Origin of the sequence: Mesorhizobium sp. SARCC-RB16n, assembly GCF_008520305.1 — a bacterium.
GTDB lineage: Bacteria > Pseudomonadota > Alphaproteobacteria > Rhizobiales > Rhizobiaceae > Mesorhizobium.
In genome coordinates this window covers 352,126-373,253 of sequence record NZ_ML703253.1, presented here as the reverse complement: position 1 = coordinate 373,253, position 21,128 = coordinate 352,126, and the positions used below count along the sequence as shown (strand labels likewise).

The 21,128-nt window shown below is 64.7% G+C and carries 24 protein-coding genes; 11 read left to right on the top strand and 13 right to left on the bottom strand.

Annotation, left to right across the window (positions count from 1 at the left end):
* Positions 1-2 precede the first annotated feature (2 nt).
* Complete coding sequence (locus C7I87_RS01895; protein WP_149902586.1) at positions 3-536, top strand: dihydrofolate reductase family protein; 534 nt, start codon at positions 3-5, stop codon at positions 534-536.
* Positions 533-1,507 carry a sigma-70 family RNA polymerase sigma factor gene (locus C7I87_RS01890; RefSeq protein WP_149902585.1) on the top strand — a complete coding sequence of 325 codons (975 nt, stop codon included), beginning with the start codon at positions 533-535 and terminating at the stop codon, positions 1,505-1,507. Before C7I87_RS01895 ends, C7I87_RS01890 begins: the two co-directional genes overlap by 4 nt.
* Here C7I87_RS01890 and C7I87_RS01885 read toward each other — a convergent pair.
* From C7I87_RS01885 to ada, 4 genes are all read right to left on the bottom strand, one after another.
* Entirely contained in the window at positions 1,485-2,228 is a 744-nt protein-coding gene (locus tag C7I87_RS01885) for a 2OG-Fe(II) oxygenase (protein WP_149902584.1), read from the bottom strand. The genes C7I87_RS01890 and C7I87_RS01885 overlap by 23 nt on opposite strands.
* Positions 2,225-2,776 (bottom strand): methylated-DNA--[protein]-cysteine S-methyltransferase, encoded by a 552-nt coding sequence (locus C7I87_RS01880; protein WP_149902583.1) that lies wholly within the window; start codon positions 2,774-2,776, stop codon positions 2,225-2,227. Before C7I87_RS01880 ends, C7I87_RS01885 begins: the two co-directional genes overlap by 4 nt.
* Positions 2,777-3,060: 284 nt before the next feature.
* Positions 3,061-3,279, bottom strand: a complete 219-nt coding sequence (locus tag C7I87_RS01870) for a hypothetical protein (protein WP_246696134.1) — start codon at positions 3,277-3,279, stop codon at positions 3,061-3,063.
* A gap of 22 nt (positions 3,280-3,301) precedes the next feature.
* Positions 3,302-4,423 carry a bifunctional DNA-binding transcriptional regulator/O6-methylguanine-DNA methyltransferase Ada gene (gene ada, locus C7I87_RS01865; protein ID WP_188393688.1) on the bottom strand — a complete coding sequence of 374 codons (1,122 nt, stop codon included), beginning with the start codon at positions 4,421-4,423 and terminating at the stop codon, positions 3,302-3,304.
* Between the two features lie 159 nt (positions 4,424-4,582).
* Between ada and C7I87_RS01860 the strand changes: the two genes are divergently transcribed.
* Together C7I87_RS01860 and C7I87_RS01855 are read left to right on the top strand one after the other, a co-directional pair.
* Positions 4,583-4,879, top strand: coding sequence for a type II toxin-antitoxin system HigB family toxin (locus C7I87_RS01860; protein ID WP_149902632.1), 297 nt, complete (start codon positions 4,583-4,585; stop codon positions 4,877-4,879).
* Positions 4,879-5,277: a helix-turn-helix domain-containing protein gene (locus C7I87_RS01855; protein ID WP_149902631.1), complete on the top strand. Its 399-nt coding sequence runs from the start codon at positions 4,879-4,881 to the stop codon at positions 5,275-5,277. Before C7I87_RS01860 ends, C7I87_RS01855 begins: the two co-directional genes overlap by 1 nt.
* Positions 5,278-5,310: 33 nt before the next feature.
* Here C7I87_RS01855 and C7I87_RS01850 read toward each other — a convergent pair whose 3' ends face one another.
* Positions 5,311-6,003, bottom strand: coding sequence for a winged helix-turn-helix transcriptional regulator (locus C7I87_RS01850; protein WP_149902580.1), 693 nt, complete (start codon positions 6,001-6,003; stop codon positions 5,311-5,313).
* Between the two features lie 175 nt (positions 6,004-6,178).
* On the opposite strand from C7I87_RS01850, the gene C7I87_RS01845 reads away from it, so the two are divergent.
* Together C7I87_RS01845 and C7I87_RS01840 are read left to right on the top strand one after the other, a co-directional pair.
* Positions 6,179-6,505: a DUF1330 domain-containing protein gene (locus tag C7I87_RS01845; RefSeq protein ID WP_149902579.1), complete on the top strand. Its 327-nt coding sequence runs from the start codon at positions 6,179-6,181 to the stop codon at positions 6,503-6,505.
* A 151-nt stretch (positions 6,506-6,656) separates the two neighbouring features.
* Positions 6,657-7,157: a hypothetical protein gene (locus C7I87_RS01840; protein ID WP_149902630.1), complete on the top strand. Its 501-nt coding sequence runs from the start codon at positions 6,657-6,659 to the stop codon at positions 7,155-7,157.
* A gap of 126 nt (positions 7,158-7,283) precedes the next feature.
* Here the strand turns inward: C7I87_RS01840 and C7I87_RS01835 are convergent, their stop codons facing one another.
* Both C7I87_RS01835 and C7I87_RS01830 read right to left on the bottom strand, forming a co-directional pair.
* Positions 7,284-8,354 carry a phosphatase PAP2 family protein gene (locus tag C7I87_RS01835; RefSeq protein WP_149902578.1) on the bottom strand — a complete coding sequence of 357 codons (1,071 nt, stop codon included), beginning with the start codon at positions 8,352-8,354 and terminating at the stop codon, positions 7,284-7,286.
* 271 nt (positions 8,355-8,625) lie between these two features.
* Positions 8,626-9,075: an ester cyclase gene (locus tag C7I87_RS01830; protein ID WP_149902577.1), complete on the bottom strand. Its 450-nt coding sequence runs from the start codon at positions 9,073-9,075 to the stop codon at positions 8,626-8,628.
* Positions 9,076-9,305: 230 nt separating this feature from the next.
* Between C7I87_RS01830 and C7I87_RS01825 the strand changes: the two genes are divergently transcribed.
* A complete protein-coding gene (locus C7I87_RS01825) occupies positions 9,306-11,411 on the top strand; it encodes an EAL domain-containing protein (protein WP_149902576.1) in 2,106 nt (701 codons plus the stop codon).
* A gap of 105 nt (positions 11,412-11,516) precedes the next feature.
* On the opposite strand, the gene C7I87_RS01820 is transcribed toward C7I87_RS01825, so the two are convergent.
* Positions 11,517-11,711: a hypothetical protein gene (locus tag C7I87_RS01820; protein WP_188393680.1), complete on the bottom strand. Its 195-nt coding sequence runs from the start codon at positions 11,709-11,711 to the stop codon at positions 11,517-11,519.
* A gap of 199 nt (positions 11,712-11,910) precedes the next feature.
* Between C7I87_RS01820 and C7I87_RS01815 the strand changes: the two genes are divergently transcribed.
* On the top strand, positions 11,911-12,636 hold the full coding sequence (locus C7I87_RS01815) for a 3-keto-5-aminohexanoate cleavage protein (RefSeq protein WP_149902629.1): 726 nt from the start codon (positions 11,911-11,913) through the stop codon (positions 12,634-12,636).
* 12 nt (positions 12,637-12,648) lie between these two features.
* Here the strand turns inward: C7I87_RS01815 and C7I87_RS01810 are convergent, their stop codons facing one another.
* Positions 12,649-14,169 (bottom strand): AMP-binding protein, encoded by a 1,521-nt coding sequence (locus C7I87_RS01810; RefSeq protein ID WP_149902574.1) that lies wholly within the window; start codon positions 14,167-14,169, stop codon positions 12,649-12,651.
* Positions 14,170-14,201: 32 nt separating this feature from the next.
* A complete protein-coding gene (locus tag C7I87_RS01805) occupies positions 14,202-15,017 on the bottom strand; it encodes a p-hydroxycinnamoyl CoA hydratase/lyase (protein WP_149902573.1) in 816 nt (271 codons plus the stop codon).
* Between the two features lie 123 nt (positions 15,018-15,140).
* Here C7I87_RS01805 and C7I87_RS01800 point away from each other — a divergent pair, with 123 nt between their 5' ends.
* The gene (locus C7I87_RS01800; protein ID WP_246696132.1) at positions 15,141-15,632 is read left to right on the top strand and encodes a MarR family winged helix-turn-helix transcriptional regulator; all 492 of its coding nucleotides are present in this window, start codon (positions 15,141-15,143) and stop codon (positions 15,630-15,632) included.
* Positions 15,633-15,772: 140 nt separating this feature from the next.
* A complete protein-coding gene (locus C7I87_RS01795) occupies positions 15,773-16,336 on the top strand; it encodes a cytochrome b (protein WP_149902572.1) in 564 nt (187 codons plus the stop codon).
* A 6-nt stretch (positions 16,337-16,342) separates the two neighbouring features.
* On the opposite strand, the gene C7I87_RS01790 is transcribed toward C7I87_RS01795, so the two are convergent.
* From C7I87_RS01790 to C7I87_RS01780, 3 genes are all read right to left on the bottom strand, one after another.
* A complete protein-coding gene (locus C7I87_RS01790) occupies positions 16,343-17,440 on the bottom strand; it encodes a serine hydrolase domain-containing protein (protein WP_149902571.1) in 1,098 nt (365 codons plus the stop codon).
* 70 nt (positions 17,441-17,510) lie between these two features.
* The gene (locus C7I87_RS01785) at positions 17,511-19,115 is read right to left on the bottom strand and encodes an ABC transporter substrate-binding protein (RefSeq protein ID WP_149902570.1); all 1,605 of its coding nucleotides are present in this window, start codon (positions 19,113-19,115) and stop codon (positions 17,511-17,513) included.
* Between the two features lie 50 nt (positions 19,116-19,165).
* Positions 19,166-20,299 carry an NAD(P)/FAD-dependent oxidoreductase gene (locus C7I87_RS01780; protein ID WP_149902569.1) on the bottom strand — a complete coding sequence of 378 codons (1,134 nt, stop codon included), beginning with the start codon at positions 20,297-20,299 and terminating at the stop codon, positions 19,166-19,168.
* A gap of 136 nt (positions 20,300-20,435) precedes the next feature.
* Between C7I87_RS01780 and C7I87_RS01775 the strand changes: the two genes are divergently transcribed.
* Positions 20,436-21,053 carry a helix-turn-helix domain-containing protein gene (locus C7I87_RS01775; RefSeq protein ID WP_149902568.1) on the top strand — a complete coding sequence of 206 codons (618 nt, stop codon included), beginning with the start codon at positions 20,436-20,438 and terminating at the stop codon, positions 21,051-21,053.
* Positions 21,054-21,128 lie beyond the last annotated feature (75 nt).

Sequence of the window (21,128 nt, the reverse complement as noted above, 5' to 3'; positions counted from 1 at the left end):
GCATGCGGCGGCTGATCGTGTCGAGTTTCGTCTCGCTGGATGGCGTCATCGAGGGGCCGATGACATGGGCCTCGCCATTCTTCGTCGAGGAGAATGTGGACCATGCCTTGCAGGCGCTTTCGAACGTCGAATTCTTCCTGCTTGGCCGCGTCACCTACGAGATGTTCTTCGCGCGCTGGCCCGGGATCAGGGACAACCCCTACATGGACCGCATCAACGGCCTGAAGAAGCTGGTCGCCTCGACGACGCTGGAGACGGTGTCGTGGAATGCCGCGCTGATCGAAGGCGACGTCGCCGAGGCGCTCGCGGCGCTGAAACGCCAGCCGGGCGGCGACATCCTGAAATATGGGGTGTCGCAGCTCGACCGCACCTTGCTTTCCGCTGGGCTGGTGGACGAGTATCATCTGTCGATCGTGCCGACATGGGTCGGGCACGGCAAGCGCGCCTTCGACGACGTCGGACCGGTCGATCTCGAGCTGGTCGACATCAATCGTTTCGCCAATGGCGTGGTGACCTTGACCTATGTGCCGCGATGAACCAGCAGATCCGCAAATCCCACGACACGGCGCAAGGCATGCGGGCCTGGCTTGAGCCCGACCGCGTGTTCGACCTGCGCTATGCCGCGTTCCTCGAGACGGTTTCGCATCTGCGCGCCAGGCTGCATCGCTATTGTGCTCGCATGACCGGCTCGGCGCTGGATGGCGAGGACATCATGCAGGAGGCGCTGTTCGAGGCCTATCGCAAGATCGAGCTGCTCGACGATGCGCAGGCGCTGCGGCCGTGGCTTTTCCGCATCGCGCATAACAGGTGCATCGATTTCATCCGCAACCAACGCACGCGGCACGCGGCCGAAGCTTTCTATGCCGACGACGACATCGTGCTGCCGGTCGAACCGGCCGGTCCGGGCGCCGGCCGCGCCATCGAGCGGCTGGTCGTGCATCTGCCGCCGAAGGAGCGCGCCTGCGTGCTGCTCAAGGATGTCTTCGACCATTCGCTGGAAGAGATCGCCGACCTGGTCGGCTCGACCCCAGGCGGCGTCAAGTCGGCGCTCAATCGCGGCCGTGCCAAGCTCGCCGCACTGCCAGCGCAACCGGTCGCGGCGCCGCCACACGATCCTGAACTGGAGCAATTGCTTGGCCGCTATGTCGCGCTCTTCAACGTCAGGGACTGGGACGGCGTGCGCGCGCTGACCAGTGCCGATGCACGCCTGAAGGTGTCGGACTGCTACAGCGGCCTGCTCTCGGCTTCGCCCTACTTCGTCGAATATGAGCGCAGCGAGCTGCCCTGGCGCATACGGCCAGGCGCGTTCGAAGGGGAGATCGTGCTGGTCGTCGACCGGGAATATGGCGAAGTCTGGCGGCCGGCCTATCTGGTGCGGGTCCGTGCCGATGGCGGGGTCATCAAAAGCATTGCCGATTATTACGCGTGTCCCTGGATCCTGGAGATGGTGTCCGCTGATGCAGGCTCCCGACGGCCTCAATACCTCACTTCGCATCGTGAAAAATAATGCCGACGGTGTGGCGCATGCCTGAGCGCAGGCGGCTGACGCCGTGGCGCAGATTGACGCGGTAATTGCCCTTCGTTCCCTGTACCGGCCGGTTGTGGACGGCGAAGGCCACCGCATCGCCCTGGCGCAAGGGCACCACCTCGACCCGGCTCTGCATGCGCGGCCGCTGTTCGGTCAGCGCGAATTCGCCGCCGGTGAAATCCTGGCCGGGCTCGGAAAGCAGGGTCGCTACCTGCAGGGGAAAGGCCAGGTCGCCATAGAGGTCCTGGTGCAGGCAGTTGAAGTCGCCAGGCACATATTGCAGCAATAGCGGTGTCGGCCTGACCTGGCCGGCGGCATGGCACTGGTCTAGAAACTCCGCATGCGTGCTGGGGTAGCGCATGGCAATCCCCATGCGCTCGTTCCACCGGTTGGCGACCTCGGCCAGCCTGGGATAGAGCGCGCTGCGCAGGCCGCCGATGAGATCGGGCAAGGGATAGCGGAAATAGCGGTATTCGCCCTTGCCGAAGCCATGCCTGGCCATGTGGATGTGGCTGCGGAAATGCTGCTCCTCAGAATAGAGGCCGGCGATCTGCCGGCACTCCTGCGGCGACAGCAGCTTTTCCATCACCGCGCAGCCGAAGCCGTCGAGCTCGGCGGTGAGCGCCGACCAGTCGTAGGCGTCGACGCGTGTCTCGGCAGCTTCGATCAATGATGGGGCAACCCTGGCGTTGGCGTTCATATCGCGGCCTCCCCGTCCAGCAAGGCGCGCTTGCGTTCGATCCCCCAGCGATAGCCGGACAGCGAGCCGTCAGCGCGCAGCACGCGGTGGCAGGGAATGCCGAGCGCGATGGCGTTGGCGGCACAGGCCGTCGCCACGGCGCGGGCGCCGTCCGGCATGCCGAGGCGCCGGGCAAGGGCCGTGTAGGTGATGGTGGCGCCGCACGGGATAGTCCGCAGCACCTCCCACACCCGCTGCTGGAAGGGCGTGCCGTGGCGCATGTCGAGCGGCAGGTCGAGACCGGCGCCCGGCATTTCAATGAAGCGCGCTATCGCCGCGAGATCGTCGCGCAAGCCGGTCTCGTCTTCGCGTAGCACCCTGTCGGGGAAGCGGTTGGCGAAGTCTTGTTCAAGCGCCTTGGCGTCGGAGCCGATCAGGATGGCGCAGACGCCGATGGGGCTGCGCGCCACGAGGATGTTCCCAAGCGCGGACCGGCCGATGGCATAGGCGATGGTGTCGAGGGCGACGCCGGCGGCTGTCGCCGGCATATGGGTCTGCATGAGGTTCATTGCCTTCACTCCTTCTGTGTGCCTGAACTCTAGCCACGTGCCGGCTGTTCCTCACTCCGGTGCTTGCTTTCAAATTCAAATTGCCAACTTGTGGATGGCCGAGTTCTGTGGCGCCCCCCTCTGTCCTGCCGGACATCTCCCCCACAAGGAGGGAGATTTTCGGCGCCGGCCCTCGTCCGGCAACGTTGGAGATTGGCGAAGGCCGTGATGACAGCTAATCTCCCCACAAGTGGGGGAGATGTCCGGCAGGACAGAGGGGGGCGCCGTAGAGTGCTAAGGTGTACTTAGGCGACACGCGTGACACAGACCTCGCCGAGCAAGAACACCTCGCCTGATAACAGCCGCAGTTCGATCTCGCCGGTCGCGGTTCGGCTCCACTCGGCCTTGCCATCCTCGACAAGCGTGCCAATGGCAGCCATCACCAGCGTCTTCGCGTCCTCTCGGTTGACGGCGGCGCCGTTGGCGATCTGGCTGTTCGCACCGGTGATGGAGGACCTGGCCATCGCACGCATTGCCGGGTCCTCGTCAGGCCTGAGAGAGCCCGTTGTCGGGTGACTTCACCGGCGCGCCGGCCTCGCGGTCGAGCAGCGCGCGTTTGCGCTCCGCGCCCCAGGCATAGCCGGACAGGGCGCCGTCCTTCCTGATCACGCGGTGGCATGGAATGGCCACCGCAAGGGCGTTGGCGGCGCAGGCGGCGGCGATGGCGCGGGTCGCCTTCGGCGCGCCAATACGCTGGGCGATCTCGGCGTAGGAGACGGTGCGGCCGGCCGGGATGTCCCGCAAGGTCTGCCAGACGCGCTGCTGGAACGCAGTGCCGCGCACGTCGAGCGGCAGGTCGAGACCGAGCGCCGGCGCCTCGACGAAGCCGACGACCTGCGCGACCAGCGCCTCGTAGTCGCTGTCGCCGCCGACCAGCCGTGCCTTGGGGAAACGGTCCTGCAGGTCGCGCACCAGCGCGTCGGGATCCTGGCCGAGCAGGATCGAGGCGACGCCCTTCCGGCTCGAGGCGACCAGGATGGTGCCGAGCGAAGTTTCGCCGACCGCGAAGCGGATCTCCTCATTGGCGCCGCCGGCGCGATAGCGCGTCGGCGTCATGCCGAGCATGCCGGTCGATTTTTCGTAGAAGCGCCCGCTCGAATTGAAGCCCGCATCGTAGATCGCCGATGTCACGCTGACGCCGTCTTCCAGGCCCTGGCGGACCCGGGCGGCACGCCGGGCCGCTGCATAATCCTTCGGCGTCAGCCCGGTGGTCGCCTTGAAGACGCGGTGGAAATAGCCGGGGCTGCGGCCGGCGGCACCGGCCAGTTCGGCGAGCGAGGGTTCCTCCTCGCTTTCCTCGATCCTGCGGCAGGCATTGGCGACCATCGCGGCGTTGGCGGCCTCGAGCGAAGGGCCGTCCGGATTGCAGCGCCGGCATGGGCGAAAGCCTGTCGCCTTCGCCTGTTGTAAAGTGTCGTGCAACTGGACATTGGCGGGGTTGGCGCGCCGCGACGGGCAGGAGGGCCGGCAATAGACGCCGGTCGTCGCCACCGAATACCAGAATTTCCCGTCGGCCGACTTGTCACGCGCCACGATGCGCGCCCAGCGCGGGTCGTCGGCCACCGGCAGCGGCGCGGGTTGCAGACGTTTGGCCAGGGTGATGAACATAAGCGCATTGAAGCCGCCAAAAGCCGATCCCGCCACCCGTTTCCTGCCAACTGTCAGGAGGTGCAAGCGTGGTTGAGGTCAAGATGCTGCATCTAATGCAATCCTTCCCAATTTGGGAATTTCGCTTGTTCCCGGTTTGGGAATTCGCTATATAAGGTGATGCAAATCATCGCCAAGAAAGCGCTGAAGGACTTTTGGGCCAAGCACCATCAGGCGGAAGCGCCTCTGACGGCTTGGTATGTTGCTGTCGGCAGTGCCGATTGGAAGACTCCGGCCGACATCAAGGATGCATTCGGAACGACCGTCGATTTCGTGGGCGACAACCGCGTCATTTTCGATATTGGCGGCAACAAGTACCGCCTGATCGTCCACGTCGCCTACAAATTTCACCGGGTCCTGATCAAATTCGTCGGGACACATAAAGAATATGACAAGATTGATCCGGAGAAGGTATGATGGAAGACATTCGACCCATTAAGACCGAAGCCGATTACGATTGGGCGATCGCCGAAATCACCAAATACTTCGAGAATGAGCCGGAGATAGGCTCTCCCGACGGCGATCGCTTTGACGTTCTCGCAACCCTGATCGAGGCTTATGAGGATAAGCACTATCCGATTGAAGCACCCGATCCCGTTGAAGCCATTCATTCGCACATGAAATTGTTCAACCTGTCGCGAAAGGCTTTGGCCGAAGTGATCGGATCGTCGCCTCGGGCAACCGAGGTCCTGAACAGAAAGCGCGCCCTTACCCTCGACATGATCTTCAAACTGAACAAGGAATGGAACATTCCCGCCGAAATCCTCGTGCGACCCTATCACCTCGCAAATGAAAGGGGCGGCAAGCGCGCCTAAGCTTCACCACGGGCTTGCCGACGGCACCTGCTCCTACGCCGCGCGTTTGGGTTCCACCGCGAACGGGCTGAGGCCAAGCCAGGCCTGCATCTTCCTGCCGATGGACTGGTCGCCGGTCAGGGTGACCTTCGCGCCGGCCTTCTCGACGGTCAGCAATCCCATCCAGATCGCCGTCATCGTGTGCAGGTCGGTCGAGACATAGAGGTCGACGTCGAAGCCCGGATCGTACCAGCACAGGTCGACCTCGCCGTGCTTTTCGACGATCAGCCACCACGAGCGTTTGGAGGCGGGGAGTTCCTGGTACAGAAATTGTATCACCGTGCGCCCTTCGGGCAGCGGCGAGGGATTCAGGTTGCGCCGCATGTCCCACATCAGCAGCGACGGATCGAGGTTCTTGAGGGACAACCGGGATTCGACCCATTTCTGGCCCCAGAAGCCCATCGCCTCGACGACCGGGCGCAGATCGCGGCCGGCCTCGGTCAGCCGGTAGTCGAAAATCCCTCTTTCTCCCTGGACCTCCTTGCGCTCGACGATCCCCGCCAGCTCAAGCTCCTTCAGCCGTTGCGACAGAAGGGTCGGCGACATTTTGGGCACGCCGCGGCGCAGGTCATTGAAGCGGGTCGACCCCGCCACCAGCTCGCGCATCAGCACCATCGTCCAGCGGGTGCACAGCACCTCGGCGGCCATCGATAGCGGGCAGAACTGTTTGTATCCGTGCTGCGTCATGACTGTGCCTCTCCCTCGAACCTTGCGAGAACATTAGCCCTTCATGATTGAGGCGGCGAGTACAGAAACTGTACCGGCCCGGTACAGATCGCGGACTGGCTGGCGTAGGCCTTGCCATGCGAGCCCTTTGGCCGGTGCACGGGATACCCCTGTGCGCCGCAACTAGGAGACCACAATGACTGCTTACGTTATCGCGGACATCAAGATGAAGGACCCGAAATGGGTCCCGGCCTATGCCGCGTCGGTGCATGACCTCGTCCACAAGCATGGCGGCAAATATCTGTCGCGCAGCGGCAATGTGAAGACGCTGGAAGGCAAGCCGCTCGACACGACGCTGATCGCCCTGATGGCTTTCCCGTCGGAAGCCGCGGCGCGCGCCTTCACCAATGATCCGGCCTACGCGCCTTTCGTTTCGGCCCGCCAGGGCGGCAGCGACAGCCGTTTCCAGCTGATCGACGACACCGATCTGGCCGGAACGATCCCGTATCTGCCGAAGGGATGACCGGCATTCGCCGCGTCGTTTTCGGTACCTCCAAACAGCAACAGCCACGGCGCTTGCCTGTCGTGCCGCCGTATTGTCGGCGGCCGGCCAGCCATGCGTTTTCAACAGGAATGGAATGGATATGAAATCAAACTCTCGCAACAGGCTTCTCATGGCGGGGGCAATGCTGGTCGTCTGCACGACCTTTGCTGAGGCGCATCAGGAGGCGGCAGCGGGCGCGCCGGATGCCAGTCCGCTGGCTGAAAAGGTGCGGGCCGCCAACAGCCGGTTTCTCGACGTCAACGCCGCGACAGCAGAAGGCTATGCGCCCATTCCCTGCGCCAGCGGCATCACCGGCGGCGCCATGGGCATCCACTATGTCAATGGCGGGTATCTGAAGGACGACAAGATCGACATCGCCCGTCCCGAAGCGGTGATGTACGAGCCGATGGCCGACGGCACGCTGAAGCTGGTGGCGGTCGAATACATCACCTCGAAGGGGCCGGCCTCGCTCGAAGGGCAGTTGTTCAACTTCAACAGCGCGCCCAACCGCTATGGCCTGGGTGAGTTCTACGAACTGCACGTCTGGGCCTGGAAAGGCAACCCGACCGGCACGTTCGCCGACATGAACCCCAAAGTGTCGTGCGAGCACGCGATGGCGCCGAGCCAGTAACCGGCACGGCCAGGCGGCGCCGACGCCGCCTGGCCATTGTCCCGAAGTTCCCGTCGACCCCATGGAATCAGCGATGCGGGCGTAGCAGACGGCTCTTGCTGCCTCCGACGAAGCCAGGCAGGCTGATCATTGCGATGCCGGTTCGGGCAGCGGCAGTTCCATCCCGGCGGCGTCGCGGCTGGCCCGCGGCAGAACGAAACGTCCGGTCAGGTACCAGAGCACAGACACGACGAGGACGGAAAGGTAGCCGTCCACCGCATAGTGCCAGCCGGTGTAGACCGAACCGAACAGGATAAATGCCGCGAAGGACCAGGCGGCAAACGCCCACCGGCGACCGAAACCGCTCAGAAAGAACGCGTTGAGCGTGGCGAAGGCGACATGCATGCTTGGCATGGCGGAAATGCCGCCGCCAAGTTCCGGCCGCTTGCTTTCGAAAGCGGCAAGCAGATAATTGGCATAGGTATGAACCGGCGCGGCATAGCCGTTCTGCGCCAGAGCGTCCCGCAGTGCGCCAAATCGGTCGCCGCCATAGAACTGGTCGTGGAATATCGGACCCGTGGACGACAACAACGTGGCCAGAACCGTGCCGCACAGAATCGTGGTCAGCGCCAGCGCCCAGAGATAGCGCAGACGCCCTGCCGGGTTGTTCCAGAAGGCGACGAACAGCAAAGTGCCGAACCATTGCACGTGCCAGCCATATCCGTAGCCGAAGAAAACGACCGCCGAGACGGATTCGGGAACGACGCTGTGCGCCCATGTCCAGGGGTCGGCGCCATGCAATCCAAGATCAAGCTCCGCCAGCATGCCGTCGGCATAGAATGGCACGAAGTCGGACATGGAGATCTTGAAGGTGGTGAAGGCTGTGATGCCGAGAAAGAACAGGAGGATCACCGGTGCGGCGCCCAGCCAACGCTGCCTGATCGTGTCGAGCATGAACCTGGTCGGGTTTTGCCTGGAGAATGTCAGCGCCACCAGGCCCAGACCGGCCGCAAGCAGCGCGGGCAGGAAGAAGGCGAACGGCTGGGCGTAGGACTGGGCCAGGTGCAGGTACCGGTACGGCGCGATGCAGAGCGCGGCCAGGGCGTAAGCCAGGCACATGGCCGTCAGCAGCCAGCCGCTTCTGGTCGTCGCGATGTCCAGGTCAAGAACGGCAAACGAGCGGCGATCGCCAGCCCGGCGCCCGGTGTACGCACTCATCGAAAGACGTCCCGCCAACTGCCCCAAGATTTCCGAATCTTGTCTATGACGGGAAGTATTACTGCCAGGTTACACTTTTGGAGAAAGGATATTTCAAACATCGCGCGGATATGATTCTTCCCTTTTCCTCAAGGAGTTTTTAACGAAGACGTCGATGAAATGCGGCAGTATCGATGATTGCCGGTTCCCCGGAAACGCTGCCGCGCCTCCGCCGCGATCGAAGAGGGCATCGCTGTCCAGGCGATCGCCCCCTTCGCTCAAGTGGGCTCGCTCAGGCGGCCTTGATCAGGCCGAGCTGGGTGAGGGCGGCGACGCCGTCGTCGAGGCCGATTTCCTCGACGATCCTGCCGTCGATCACCTTCAGCACCGTTGTGCCGGTGAAGCGTATGGTGCGGCCGGTGGCGGCGGGCAGCGAGCCGGCGAGGAAATCACCGAAGGCCGGACCGGTATGCGTCCCGCCACCTTCCCATTGGCCGACGACATAGTCATCCTCGGCGATGAGGTCGGCGGTGGCCCAGAAGTTGAGATCCGGGAAAGCGGTGCGGAAATCGGTCATGAAGGCCTTGATGTCGTCGCGGCCCCGGCGCGGCTCATGCAAGGAATATTTGAGCAGCATGTCGGGCGCGGCAAGGTCGTCGACGACGGACAGGTCGCAGGTTTCACCCCAGAAGTCGGTGAACCATCTGACGACGACGGCCTTGTTGTCTTCTTGCTTGGTCATAGGGAGCGTCCTCTTCTTGTCTGGCTTGGGGATCACCCATGTCGATGATCCGGGGCATCCCTAGGACGATCGGACCATCACAAAACTCCGGTTCTTGCCGGCCAATCGAAAGGCTGAAGTCACGATTGTCGCCGGGAGAGCAGACATTGCGCCCCTTCCGCTGCCCGGTAACTGTTTCTTCTCTGGTTTTGTCGCAGATTGCCCGCGGGGTGGGGCAGAAGAAACGGACAATGGCGCGTCAGGGTAAGAAAAGTCGCAACGGAGGGTTCTGGGCCAAGGCCCTGGAGAGTGCCCATCTTGGCGTCTGGGACTGGAATCTCAGCACCGGCGACTGCTTCTATTCGGCGACCTGGGCCCGGATGCTGGGCTATGAGGAGAACGAGCTTGCCGCCACCAGCGACCTGTGGCTGCAACTGACCCATCCCGATGACCGCGAGCGGGCGCTGGCCAGCGGCGACCGCCATATTGCCGGGCTGACCGACGCCATCGAGACCGAACTCAGGCTCAAGCACAAGAAGGGCCATTGGATATGGGTGCTCGACCGCGGCGGCATCGTCGAGCGCGACGCCGACGGCAAGCCCCTCCGGCTAATGGGCGTACAGACCGACATCTCGAAGCAGAAGGCGGCCGAGGCCGCGCTCGAACAGGTCAATGTGCGCTTCCGCTTGGCGCTCGCCGCCAGCGGCACCGGCATCTGGCATTATGACCTGGCCACCAACAAGAGCTATTGGGACGCCCGCACCCGGGACATATTCGGCCTGGTTGCCGACACCGACGAAGTGTCGGGCGACCTCTGGCATACCTACCTGCATCCCGACGACAAGGACGCCACCGAGCAGGCGCATTTGCCGACACCCGGCTCGGACAGGGTTACCGCCTCGCAATACCGCATCATCAGGCGCGACGGCGCCATCCGCCATGTCGAGTCGCTGGTGCGCTTCGTCGCCGCGGCGGGCGCGGCCGGCCTGGTTCTCGGCACCCTGCGCGACATCACCGAGGACAAGCTGCGCGAACAGGAGCTTGCCTTCGCCGCCCGTCATGACGCGCTGACCGGCCTGTGGAACCGCGCCGCCTTCGACAGGCTGCTCGCCCACCATATCGCCACGGGCGTGCCGCTTGCGGTGTTCTACATCGACCTCGATTACTTCAAGGCGCTCAACGATTTCGCCGGCCATGCCGCGGGCGATCTGGCGCTGAAGAGCGTCGCGGCGGGGATTGGCCGCTGCCTGCCGCCATCGGCGCATGCCGCGCGGCTCGGCGGCGACGAGTTCGCGCTGATGGTGCCCGATTGCGACGCCGTGCAAGCCGAGCGGCTGGCCGGCGCCATCCTGGCGGCCGTGCGCGACGCCGATCTTGGCCTTGCCGCGACGTCGCGCCGGCTGGCGGCCAGCATCGGCATCGCCATCGTCCGCGACCATGTCACCACGGTTGCCGACGCGCTGGCCTGCGCAGACGATGCCTGCTACGCCGCCAAGGCCGCCGGGCGTGATCGCTTCGCGCTGTTTTCGACCGATGCCATCTCGGGTTCGGGCGGCCTCAACGCGGCACGGCTCGCCGCCGACACGGTGGACGCCATGGATGACGGCAGGCTGAAACTGTTCGGCCAAGAGATCCACCGGCTGGGCAGGCCCTGGGAAGAGAACCGCCATGTCGAGGTGCTGGCGCGGCTTGCCGGAAAGGGCGGCCGGCTGATCCCGCCCGGCGAGTTCATACCGGCGGCGGAGCGCTTCGGCATTGCCGCCCGGCTCGATCGTTGGATCATCCGCACCGCGCTGTCGCAGCACAGCGCGGCGATGAAATCCGGCGTGATCACGCTCGGCTTCAACCTGTCGGCGCAGACGCTGAGCGATCCCGGGCTGTGGGACTTCGTCGACAGCATCATCGAGGAAACCGGGGCGCCGCATTCCGGCATCGGCTTCGAGATCACCGAAACCGCCGCCGTCACCAATTTCGATGCCGCCGAAACCTTCGTGCGCAAGGCGCGCGAGCGGCGCTGCAGGGTCAGCCTAGACGATTTCGGCGCCGGCATGAGTTCGTTCGAATATCTCAGGCGCTTTCCGGTCGATGCCATCAAGATCGACGGCTCCTTCATCGAGCATATCACGGAAAGCCGCTTCGACCGCGAGATCGTGCTGGCCATCACGAGCATCGCCCGCAGCCTCGGCTGCGCGGTCGTGGCCGAGAAGATCGAGCGGCAGGACACGGTGGCCATGCTGGGCGACATCGGCGTCGAGTTCGGCCAAGGCTTCCTGCTGCACCGGCCCGAACCGCTGGAGCGGATCGTGGCGCGCGCGGCACCAATGGCCGACGACGCATCGAGACGCAGGGCGTCCTGACAGGACAAAATGCATGTCGCTCCAAAAGCGACATGCATAGCGACATGCGTGAAGACGAAGACTTGATGCGCGCAGCCTGAATCCGTTGAACGCGGCGCGTTTTGTTCAACCGTGCCGGCGCGCTGCCGCGCGCGGAAATTCCAGCACCCCGGGTTCCGGCTTCCTGTGCTGTGCTTCCGCCACCATCTCGATCAACAGGTCGAGGGCCTCGCATGTCGAACGGCTCGTCTCGTCATTGCCGCGCAGATAGTGGTAGGCGCGTTCGAGATGGAGACGGGCGGCTGAAAAATCGCTGGTCAATGGTCCCTCCATGATCCCGCCCTAATGTATCTTGGCCGGCCTGCCGCAACGCGGGGTAAATATCCACAGGCGCCTTTTATTCAAATGCCGCCGGATGCCATGAAGAGGCGTGGCGCCGTCGTGTCAGGAGTGGCGGGCCGCGGCCTTGCGCGGCGTGGCGGCGCGGCTAGAGTGCGCGCTTTTGTCCGAGGTGAAATCGATGATCGTCCAGGCCTGCATCAACGGCGCGCGTTCGCGCGATTTCCATCCCGGGCTGCCGCTGACGGCACAAGCGATGGCCGGCGATGCCGCGGCCTGCGTCGCCGCGGGTGCCGCCGAACTGCACATCCATCCGCGTGGCGCCGACGGGCGCGAGAGCCTGGCCGCGGTGGATGCGACGGTCCTTGCCGTGCGCCGGGCCTGTCCGGGCACATTGATCGGCGTGTCGACCGGCGCCTGGATCGAGAACGATGTGGCGCGGACCCGCGCGGCGATCGCCGCCTGGCGCGAGCTGCCCGACTATGCCTCGGTCAATCTCTCGGAGGCCGACGCACCCGATGTGATGGAGCTGTTGCGCAAGCAGGGCGTCGGCATCGAGGCGGGGCTTGCCACGACGGCTGATGCCGAGCGCTTCGTGGCGCTTGCCGATCACGGCCGCGTGCTGCGCATCCTGATCGAGATCGACATACCGGACCTGCCCCCAGCCCTCGACGAGGCGCACGGGATCGCCGCCGTTCTCGAACGCGCAGGCGTGCGGCGGCCAATCCTGCTGCATGGCGTCGACGGCACAGTCTGGCCGTTCGTGGACCTTGCGCGGCAAAAGCGCTGGTCGACACGGGTCGGGCTGGAGGACGGCAAGACGCTCGCCGATGGAACGGTGGCCAGGGACAATGCGGAGATCGTGGCCGCTGCCGCCGCGATATTCCAGTCCATGGGTATACGCTAAACCGCGGCCATCTCAGGCTTGCCCGCCCTCCGGTGCCGTCCACCCGCGCAAAATGTGTTTCTGGATCTTGCCGGACGCGGTGCGCGGCAGTGCCTCGGTGAGCAAAAACTCTTTCGGCACCTTGTAACGGGCGATGCGGGCGCCGCAGTGACCTGCGAGAGCGGCCGGATCCAGGATCCGGCCGGATTTGACGACGATGAAGGCGCGGCCGACTTCGCCCCAGCGCTCGTCGGCGATGCCGATCACGGCCGCTTCGGCGATGTCGGGATGGTCGAGCAGCACCATCTCGATTTCGACGGGATAGACGTTCTCGCCACCGGAGATGAACATGTCCTTGCGACGATCGACGAGGGTGACGAAGCCTTCGTCATCGCGTCGCGCGATGTCGCCGGTGCGGAACCAGCCATCGTCGGTGAAGGCACGGGCAGTCTCTTCCGGCCGGTTCCAGTAGCCCGGCGTGATCGAGGGGCCGGACAGCCATATCTCGCCCGGTCGGCCGGCGGCGACGTCTTGGCCGTCGTCGTCGACGATACGCAGGCCGATCGTCGGCGCCGGCAGGCCGGCCGAGCCGGCCTTGCGGGCGATCCGCTCGGCCTCGACCGGCATGCCAAGCACGGTGCCGGCTTCCGTCATACCGAAGCCGTCGACCATGCGGATGCCTTGTGCCAGCCACCATTCGATATCGGGGGCCGGATTCGGCGCGCCGCCGGTGAAGATGGCGGTGAGGGAGGTCCAGCGCGCCGGCGCGAAGTCGGGATGTTCGCGCAGCATCCTGGCCATCTGCGGCACGCAGAAATAATGGGTGACGCCCAGTGTGGGGTCGGCCAGGCGGCGGTTGGTGGCACCGGCATCGAAACCGGGCGAGATCAGCACCGTGCCGCCTTGCAGCAGCGGTGGACGCAGGTTGGTGATGAGACCGATGACATGGAACATCGGTGCATCGCAGAGGAAGACGCTGGCATTGCCGACGCGCCCCAGCACGCCGAAATTGACCGCGGTCGCCAAGGCATTGCGCTCGGTGACGACGACGCCTTTCGGCCGGCCCGACGTGCCCGATGTGTAGAGGATGATCGACGGCGTATCGCTCTCCGGCAAGGGACGGCGCGGCGCCGGTGCCTGGGCCTCGACCGCCTTGGCGAAGGCCGCGACGTCTACTGACATGCAGCCGTCGGGCAGCACCATTTCGAGTGCTGCGTCATGCAGCAGCAACACCGGGCTGCAATCGGCCAGGATCGCCTGCCGTTCGGCGCCGGCGAGCCGCCAGTTGAGCGGCACGAAAATGGCGCCGAGCCGCATGGCGGCCTGCTGCAGGACAAGCAGGTCGGCGCTGTTGCGGGCAAGCGTGGCGATCCGTTGCCCCCGTTCGATGCCATAGGCGGTTTCGAGGACGCCGACGGCGCGCTGGATGGCCCGGTCGAGCGCGGCATAAGTCCAGCGCCGGCCAGATGCCAGGTCGACGCAGGCAAGACGATCCGGCTGCGTCCCGGTGTGCAAGGCCACGGGATCCGATGTCGTCCAGGCCGGCATTCGCATCTCCTCCCAGATTGCGTCGATGGTTTATGGCGTCATCTGGCCTTGTCGTAGGCGCCAAGACCCGGCTTGTAGCTCTTCTCGTCGATGAACTGGCGGATGCCTTCCTTGCGGCCCTCATTGTCATGGGAGTTGGCCGCTTCCTGCGCCCGCACGAGATAGTCCTCGGCATTGTCATAGGTCATCTCGGCGACGCGGCGGATCGCGTCCTTGGTCGCCTTCAGGGCGATCGGGTTCTTCTTCAAAAGGATGTTCGCGACCGCGGCGACACGCGTCTTCAGCTCGGCCAGCGGCAGGCTTTCATTGACCAACTTCCAGGCGGCGGCCTTCCTGCCGTCGATGAGTTCGCCGGTCAGCGCGTGGTACATGGCGTCGCGCATCGAGAGCAGATCGACCACCACCTTGGTGGCGCCGCCGCCGGGCAGTATGCCCCAGTTGATCTCGGACAAAGCGAACTGTGCCTCATCGGCGGCGAAAGCGAGATCGCAAGCGAAGAGCGGGCCATAACCGCCGCCGAAACACCAGCCATTGACCATGGCAATGGTCGGCTTGCCATACCAGCGCAGGCGCCGCCACCAGCCATAGGCTTCGGACTGCGCCTTGCGGACGGCGCCGAGGCCCTTGGCCTCGGTCTCGCGGAAATACTCCTTGAGGTCCATGCCCGCCGACCAGGCGCTGCCTTCGCCCGACAGCACTAGCACGCCGACATCGTCGCGGAATTCGAGTTCGTCCAGAACCTCCATCATGCGCCGGTTGAGCGCCGGGTTCATGCAATTGCGCTTGTCCGGCCGGTTGAAGCGCACCCAGGCGATGCCGTTCTCGACATCGAAGGCAACGGGCTCGTCGGTCATGGTCTGTGTCCTCCCTCGGCTTGATATCTGCGAAAATTGCTATGCGATATAGCTATCTACTTTGCTATGTCGCATAGTATTTTTCTCTTGACAAGGGCTTTGATCGCGGCGATCGGTTCAAGCATGGATGAGACCGAAATTGACGCCGATCCCAGTGCGCAGCCCGATCCCAGTGCATCAGGGGCGATGGCCGAAGACGCGCTCGACGCGCAGATCGGCTACAATCTCAGGCGTGCCTCGACTTTGGCCTTGAGCGATTTCGCCGTCGAGCTCGCCGACGCGGCGCTGCGCCCGGTCACCTACGGCATGCTGGCGCTGATCGACGAACAACCCGGCATCCGTGCCGCCGAACTCTGCCGCCAGCTTGGCATGAAGAGCGCCAACATGGCGCCGCTGCTTGCCGAGCTCGAAGGGCGGGGGCTGGTCGAGCGCGACGACCATGCGGACGACAAGCGCGTGCAGGTGCTGACCCTGACACCGGCCGCGAGGAAAGCCATGCCCGGATGGCGGCGCCAGGTTCGCCGGCATGAAGACCGGTTCCTGCATCGGCTGACAGCCAAGGAGCGGGCAACGCTGCTTCGCCTGCTGCGTCTGGTCTGGACGGAGCAAGGCTAGGAGTTAGTTCCCGTCAGGCAGCGCCGCCAGCGAACACAGCAATGCCCGCCGCTCAGCAAACCCATGTGACTTGAGGACCAGCTGAAATAAGGCCACATTCGAGGGCGAGGGGAGATGTCCTGCCGTTTTGGAGCTCTCGCATGTCATTGTCCGGTACCACAACCCGCTATGGGCGCGTTGCCCAGGCTCTCCATTGGCTGACGGCGTTGCTGGTGCTCGCCGCTTTCCTCGTATCCGCCGGCGGTCCGCCCGAACGCGTCTACTCGACGGCCAGGGCATCGACATTGCTGCTGCACGAATCGCTTGGCTTCTCGGTTTTCTGTCTGCTGGTCATTCGCCTGGTCTGGCGCCTTTTCGATCGCATTCCCGACGCGCCGGCCATGCCCACCTGGATGGAGGTTGCTTCGAAGGCAACGCACTGGGCGCTCTACGCCCTGCTGTTCGCCGTCCCGGCGACCGCCATGCTCGGCGCATGGTTTGGCGGGCATCCGGTCACGGTGTACGGCCTTGGCGCCATCGGTCCGTTCTCGGGCACCTGGGGCGCTCCACTGGCTGACATCCATGGTAAGCTTGGCGATGTCATCATGTGGCTCGCCGGCCTGCACGCGGCCGCAGCCATCTTCCATCACGTCTTCCTTCGCGACCGCGTGCTGAGCCAGATGCTGCCGGGCCTGCCCGATCCATCGTCCGGACAGGGCGGCTGAACGCGGTCAATCGAGAATGATCCGGATCGCCTGATCGACCACCGGGTGCAGGCCGCTGGCCTGGAAGGAGAGGCGATTGCCAGAGCCGACATTGCTGGTCATGGCGATGGTCAGGTCCGCCTCCGGGTCGTGCAGCATGACGGCGACGTAGCCCGGAATGCTGCCCTGGTGCCCATAGAAGGCGCGGTCGGCATAGGCGCTCTGGAACATGCCCGCGCCGGTTTCCCGCATGCGGGTGCCTGGAAAACTCGCCGGCACACGGTGTTCGAACATCTCGGCGAAGAACGGCGATGACAATAGCTTCCCAGAAAACAGGCCGCGCATGAAACCCAGCATGTCGGATGGCGTCGACACCATGTCGCCGCAGCCATAGGCGGCGCCGAACGGGAAGGAGTCCGAGGAGTCCTGCAGCTCATCGGAATAGGACAGCACGCCGTCCATGCGCCACATCTCGCCGCCCGAGGCGATGTCGGTGGGGGCGTTCGGCGCCGGCGGCGGCCGGTGGTAATAGCCGCGCACCATCGATTTTTCCGGAAAGACTTCGGTGGCAGGCGACCAGGTATTCTTCAGCCCGAGCGGCTCAAGGACCGCGCTTCTGACATAGGCGCCCAGCGACTGGCCAGTGACGGCCTCGATCACCATGCCGGCCAGGACATAGCCGGTGTTGTTGTAGACGGCGGGTCCGCCCGGCACCTTCTGCTTGTCGGAAGCGAAGGCAATGTCGACCAGCTGCTGGGGCGTCCATTGCCGGCCCGGGTCCATCGAGATGTAATATTCGAATTCCGGCAGCCCACTGCGATGATTGATGAGCTGGCGCACCGAAATATCCCTGGCGCCCGGCAGGTCCGGGAACCAGGAGGAGATCGGCGCGCCGAGATCGAGCTTGCCGGTTTCGGCGAGCTTCACCAGCGCGGCGGCGACGAAGGTCTTGGTGCAGCTGCCGATCTTGAACAACTGGTCCGACGTGACTGATGTGCCATGCGCGCGGTCGGCGAGGCCCGCGGTGAGGGCGGTTGGTGTGGCGCCTGTCGAGTAGGCGAGCGAAGCACCAACCGCGCCATCGGCGAGGTAGGTGTCGAGGAGAGTTTTCAGGTCTTTTGGCATGGTGGTCTCGCTTTGTCGCTTCGTTCTTCCCTTCTCCGACAAGGGGAGAAGGGAAGGGCGGCGCTCCGCTCTACTCCGCCAGGTCGACGGCGGCGAAATTCTGCCGGCCGAAGGGATCGAGTACGTAGTTGAGCACGCTCTTGCGGATCGGGATCGCCACCATCGAATGGGCGATCGGCGCCACCGGCACCTCTGCCTTCAGGATCGCCTGTGCCTTGCCGTAGATCGCGGCGCGCTCCTTCGGGTCGGCGGCGACGCGGCCCTCGTCCAGCAGTTTCTCGAAATCCCTGTCGCACCAGCGCGAACGGTTGGAGCCGCCCTTCACGCCGTCGCATGACAGGAGGTAGCTCAGCATGTTGTCGGGATCACCATTGTCGCTGCTGCCGCCGAGCAGGAAGGTGTCCTGCTCGCCCGCCGCGGTGCGCTTGAGATATTCGCCCCATTCGAAGCTGACGATTTCTGAGTGCACGCCGACCTTCGCCCAGTCGGCCTGGATCATCTCGGCCATCCGCTTGGCGTTGGGGTTGTAGGGACGCGACACCGGCATCGCCCACAGGCTGACCTTGAGGTCGCTTTCGTGGCCGGCTTCCTTCAGCAGTTTCTTCGCGCCATCGGGGTCATAGTCGATGCCGGCATCGGTCACGGCACCGAGTTGCGCCGGCGGCACGACGCTACCGGCCACCGTGCCGGCGCCGGCATAGACCGCATCGACGATCGCCTTGCGATCGATGGCCTTGGCCAGTGCCGTGCGCACGCGCACGTCGCCCAGCGGCTGGTGTTCGACATTGAAGCCGAGGATGCCGATGTTCTGGCCCTTGAGATCCAGCACTGTGATGTCGGGATCGCTGCGCAGGTCGGCGACAGCACTCGGCGGCGGCGGCGCGGCGACCTGGCATTCATTGGCCTTGATGCGCTCGACGCGGGTGGTCGGCTCGGGCGTGACGGCGAAGACCAGCGTGTCGATCTTCGGCGCGCCGCGCCAGTAATCCTTGTTGGCGGCGTAGCGGACCTGGCTGTCGGGCACATAGGCCTGAAGCACGAACGGACCGGTGCCGACCGGCATGCTGTCGATCAGCTCCGGCGTGCCGGCCGCGACCATCTTTTCGGTCTGCTCCAGCGACAGGATCGAGAGATAGTCGAGCGCCAGCCCGGCGAGGAAGGTGACGTTGGGCGCCGTCAGCGTGAAGCGTACGGTGTAGTCGTCGACCTTCTCAATTCTGTCGATCAGCGTGCCCATGCCGAGCGCGTTGAAGTACTCGTAAGCGCCGCCGCCGAGCTTGTGATAGGGATTGTTGGCGTCGCGCTGGCGGTTGAAGGTGTAGAGCACGTCGTCGGCATCGAAGTCGCGCGAGGGCGTGAAATGCTCGTTCGACTGGAATTTCACGCCATGCCTGAGATGGAAGGTGTAGGTCTTGCCATCCGAAGAGACATCCCAGCTTTCGGCCAGCGCCGGCCCGACCTCGGTGGTGCCCGGCTTGAACTCGACCAGCCGGTTGAAGATCGTCTTGGCGGCGGCGTCCATGGTGGAATCGGCGATGCCGATCGCCGGGTTGAAGGTCTCGGGATTGGCCTCCGAGCAATAGACCAGCGTCTTGGCAAAGGCCTGCCCGCCGAGAAGGGTGGATGAGGCCAGAAGGGATGTGGCAAGCACTGTGCGCAGAACGGTGGATTTCATCGCAAACGCTCCTGATGACACTTTACGGGTTTGAGGAAAGGGCCGGAAATTCATGGGGCGGCCGCCGGGGCCAGGAAGCGGTCCGGCGCCAGCGCCGCCGCGGTGACGCCGAGTGCCGCGACATCCCCGGGGATGGACTGGCCGCGCATCAGGGCCGCGCTTAGCCTGGCCAGCGTCAGCGAGACCTGGAAGCCATAGCCGCCCTGGCCGCCGAGCCAGAAGAAGCCGGGCAGGCGCGGGTCGAAGCCGGCGACCGGCGTGCGGTCGGGCGCGAAGGTGCGCAGGCCCGCCCATGGCGTCGACGGGCGGCCGATGCGCATCGAAGTCGCCTGTTCGATGCGGTCGACGGCGATGGCGACGTCGATGTCTTCCGGCCAGGCGTCGCAAGGCTCGGAATCCGTCTCGTCGGCGAGCGAGCCGATCAGCCTGCCGGCATCGGGCTTGAAGTAGAATTGTTCGTGCAAGTCGACCACCAGCGGCCAATTGGCGATGTCCATGCCGGCGGGCGGATCGAACAGGAAGGCGGTGCGCCGTTTCGGCTGGAAGCCGAGCCCCGGAAGCCCCGCCATGCCGGCGACGACATCGACCCAGGCGCCGGCGGCGTTGACGACGATGTCGGCGGGATAGACGCCAGCGCTCGTTTCAACCCGAAAAGCGCTGCCGTCGCGTGAGATGGCGCGGACCGCCTCGCCGGTGCGGATGATGCCGCCGCCGGCTTTGAGCGCCGAGGCGCTGGACCCCAGCATCTTGCCCGTGTCGACATCCACCGCGTCCGGCTCATAGACGCCGCCGCAGGTGTTTTCGCTGGCAATGACCGGAACGAGTGCATGGAGTTCGGCCGCCGACAGGCGGCGCACACTTGGCACCAGCGCCTGCAATTCGCCGGCCAGCCGGTCGATGGCGTCGTCGTCCCCAGTCCATCCGACATGCAGCGCGCCACGCCGATGGGCGACGAAGCCGCCCTCGACGATCGCCTGCCGGCTGGCCAGCGTCAGTCCGCGCACCAGCCGGTTGCCATAGGTCTCGGTGAACAGAGCCGCCGAGCGGCCGCTGGCGTGATAGCCGAGATGGGGCTCGCGCTCGATAAGGATGACATTGGCCCAGTCCGCTGCCTCGGCGGCAAGCGAGAGGCCGGCGATGCCGCCGCCGATGACGACGATCTTCGTGGGAGAGTTCGACTGCATCCATCAGTCGTAAAAATAATTTCGTATCCAGTCAATATTTAGCGTATAAGAAAATTGTTGGTGTTGTTGATGACGGCGGGGAGTTCGAATACCTAGAGTGGAGAAGCGGCCCGACCGCCGCGCCATGGAGCTGACAATGTCGGAGCAGCCGAACCTCGGTGATTGTCTGCGTGCCTTGAGAAAAACCCATGGCTGGACCTTGCAGGAGGTCAGCACGCTCACCGGCGTCGCGGTGTCGACGCTGTCCAAAGTCGAGAATGACCAGATGTCGCTGAGCTACGACAAGCTCCTGCAGATCTGCGAAGGGCTCGGCATCCATGTGACGGAACTGCTCAGCGGCGACCGCAAGCAGCCGGCGGCGCGCACCCGCCGCTCGGTGACTTCGCAATCCAACACGCTGCGCCAACTCACCCGCAACTACGACTACCGATATCTCGCCACCGACCTGGTGCGCAAACGCATGGTGCCGATTCATGCTTATGCGCGCGCCCGCACGCCGGAAGAATTCGGCCCGCTGACCCGGCATGCCGGCGAGGAATTCCTGATCGTGCTTAAGGGCGAGATCGAACTGCACACCGACCAGTACGCCCCGGTGCGGCTGAAGGAGGGCGAGAGCGTCTACATCGATTCCACCATGGGCCACGCCTATCTCTCGGTCGGCGAGGGCGACGCCGAGATGCTGTGCGTCTGCTCCGGCGACGAGCCCGACATGGAAGGCACGCTGCTCAGTGTGCTGGAGACGGTCGAGGGGTAGGGGCGATTGCCGCCGTCGCACGCCGGGCGCTAATTTGCGTGGCTATCAATGCCTTCCGGAGGCGATCCCGCCATC

Bases quoted from the DNA above. Each gene is read 5' to 3' on its own strand.
- C7I87_RS01895 (WP_149902586.1), top strand. From the start codon at position 3: ATGCGGCGGCTGATCGTGTCGAGTTTCGTCTCGCTGGATGGCGTCATC.
- C7I87_RS01890 (WP_149902585.1), top strand. From the start codon at position 533: ATGAACCAGCAGATCCGCAAATCCCACGACACGGCGCAAGGCATGCGG.
- C7I87_RS01885 (WP_149902584.1), bottom strand. From the start codon at position 2,228: ATGAACGCCAACGCCAGGGTTGCCCCATCATTGATCGAAGCTGCCGAG.
- C7I87_RS01880 (WP_149902583.1), bottom strand. From the start codon at position 2,776: ATGAACCTCATGCAGACCCATATGCCGGCGACAGCCGCCGGCGTCGCC.
- C7I87_RS01870 (WP_246696134.1), bottom strand. From the start codon at position 3,279: ATGGCCAGGTCCTCCATCACCGGTGCGAACAGCCAGATCGCCAACGGC.
- ada (WP_188393688.1), bottom strand. From the start codon at position 4,423: ATGTTCATCACCCTGGCCAAACGTCTGCAACCCGCGCCGCTGCCGGTG.
- C7I87_RS01860 (WP_149902632.1), top strand. From the start codon at position 4,583: ATGCAAATCATCGCCAAGAAAGCGCTGAAGGACTTTTGGGCCAAGCAC.
- C7I87_RS01855 (WP_149902631.1), top strand. From the start codon at position 4,879: ATGGAAGACATTCGACCCATTAAGACCGAAGCCGATTACGATTGGGCG.
- C7I87_RS01850 (WP_149902580.1), bottom strand. From the start codon at position 6,003: ATGACGCAGCACGGATACAAACAGTTCTGCCCGCTATCGATGGCCGCC.
- C7I87_RS01845 (WP_149902579.1), top strand. From the start codon at position 6,179: ATGACTGCTTACGTTATCGCGGACATCAAGATGAAGGACCCGAAATGG.
- C7I87_RS01840 (WP_149902630.1), top strand. From the start codon at position 6,657: ATGGCGGGGGCAATGCTGGTCGTCTGCACGACCTTTGCTGAGGCGCAT.
- C7I87_RS01835 (WP_149902578.1), bottom strand. From the start codon at position 8,354: ATGAGTGCGTACACCGGGCGCCGGGCTGGCGATCGCCGCTCGTTTGCC.
- C7I87_RS01830 (WP_149902577.1), bottom strand. From the start codon at position 9,075: ATGACCAAGCAAGAAGACAACAAGGCCGTCGTCGTCAGATGGTTCACC.
- C7I87_RS01825 (WP_149902576.1), top strand. From the start codon at position 9,306: ATGGCGCGTCAGGGTAAGAAAAGTCGCAACGGAGGGTTCTGGGCCAAG.
- C7I87_RS01815 (WP_149902629.1), top strand. From the start codon at position 11,911: ATGATCGTCCAGGCCTGCATCAACGGCGCGCGTTCGCGCGATTTCCAT.
- C7I87_RS01810 (WP_149902574.1), bottom strand. From the start codon at position 14,169: ATGCGAATGCCGGCCTGGACGACATCGGATCCCGTGGCCTTGCACACC.
- C7I87_RS01805 (WP_149902573.1), bottom strand. From the start codon at position 15,017: ATGACCGACGAGCCCGTTGCCTTCGATGTCGAGAACGGCATCGCCTGG.
- C7I87_RS01800 (WP_246696132.1), top strand. From the start codon at position 15,141: ATGGATGAGACCGAAATTGACGCCGATCCCAGTGCGCAGCCCGATCCC.
- C7I87_RS01795 (WP_149902572.1), top strand. From the start codon at position 15,773: ATGTCATTGTCCGGTACCACAACCCGCTATGGGCGCGTTGCCCAGGCT.
- C7I87_RS01790 (WP_149902571.1), bottom strand. From the start codon at position 17,440: ATGCCAAAAGACCTGAAAACTCTCCTCGACACCTACCTCGCCGATGGC.
- C7I87_RS01785 (WP_149902570.1), bottom strand. From the start codon at position 19,115: ATGAAATCCACCGTTCTGCGCACAGTGCTTGCCACATCCCTTCTGGCC.
- C7I87_RS01780 (WP_149902569.1), bottom strand. From the start codon at position 20,299: ATGCAGTCGAACTCTCCCACGAAGATCGTCGTCATCGGCGGCGGCATC.
- C7I87_RS01775 (WP_149902568.1), top strand. From the start codon at position 20,436: ATGTCGGAGCAGCCGAACCTCGGTGATTGTCTGCGTGCCTTGAGAAAA.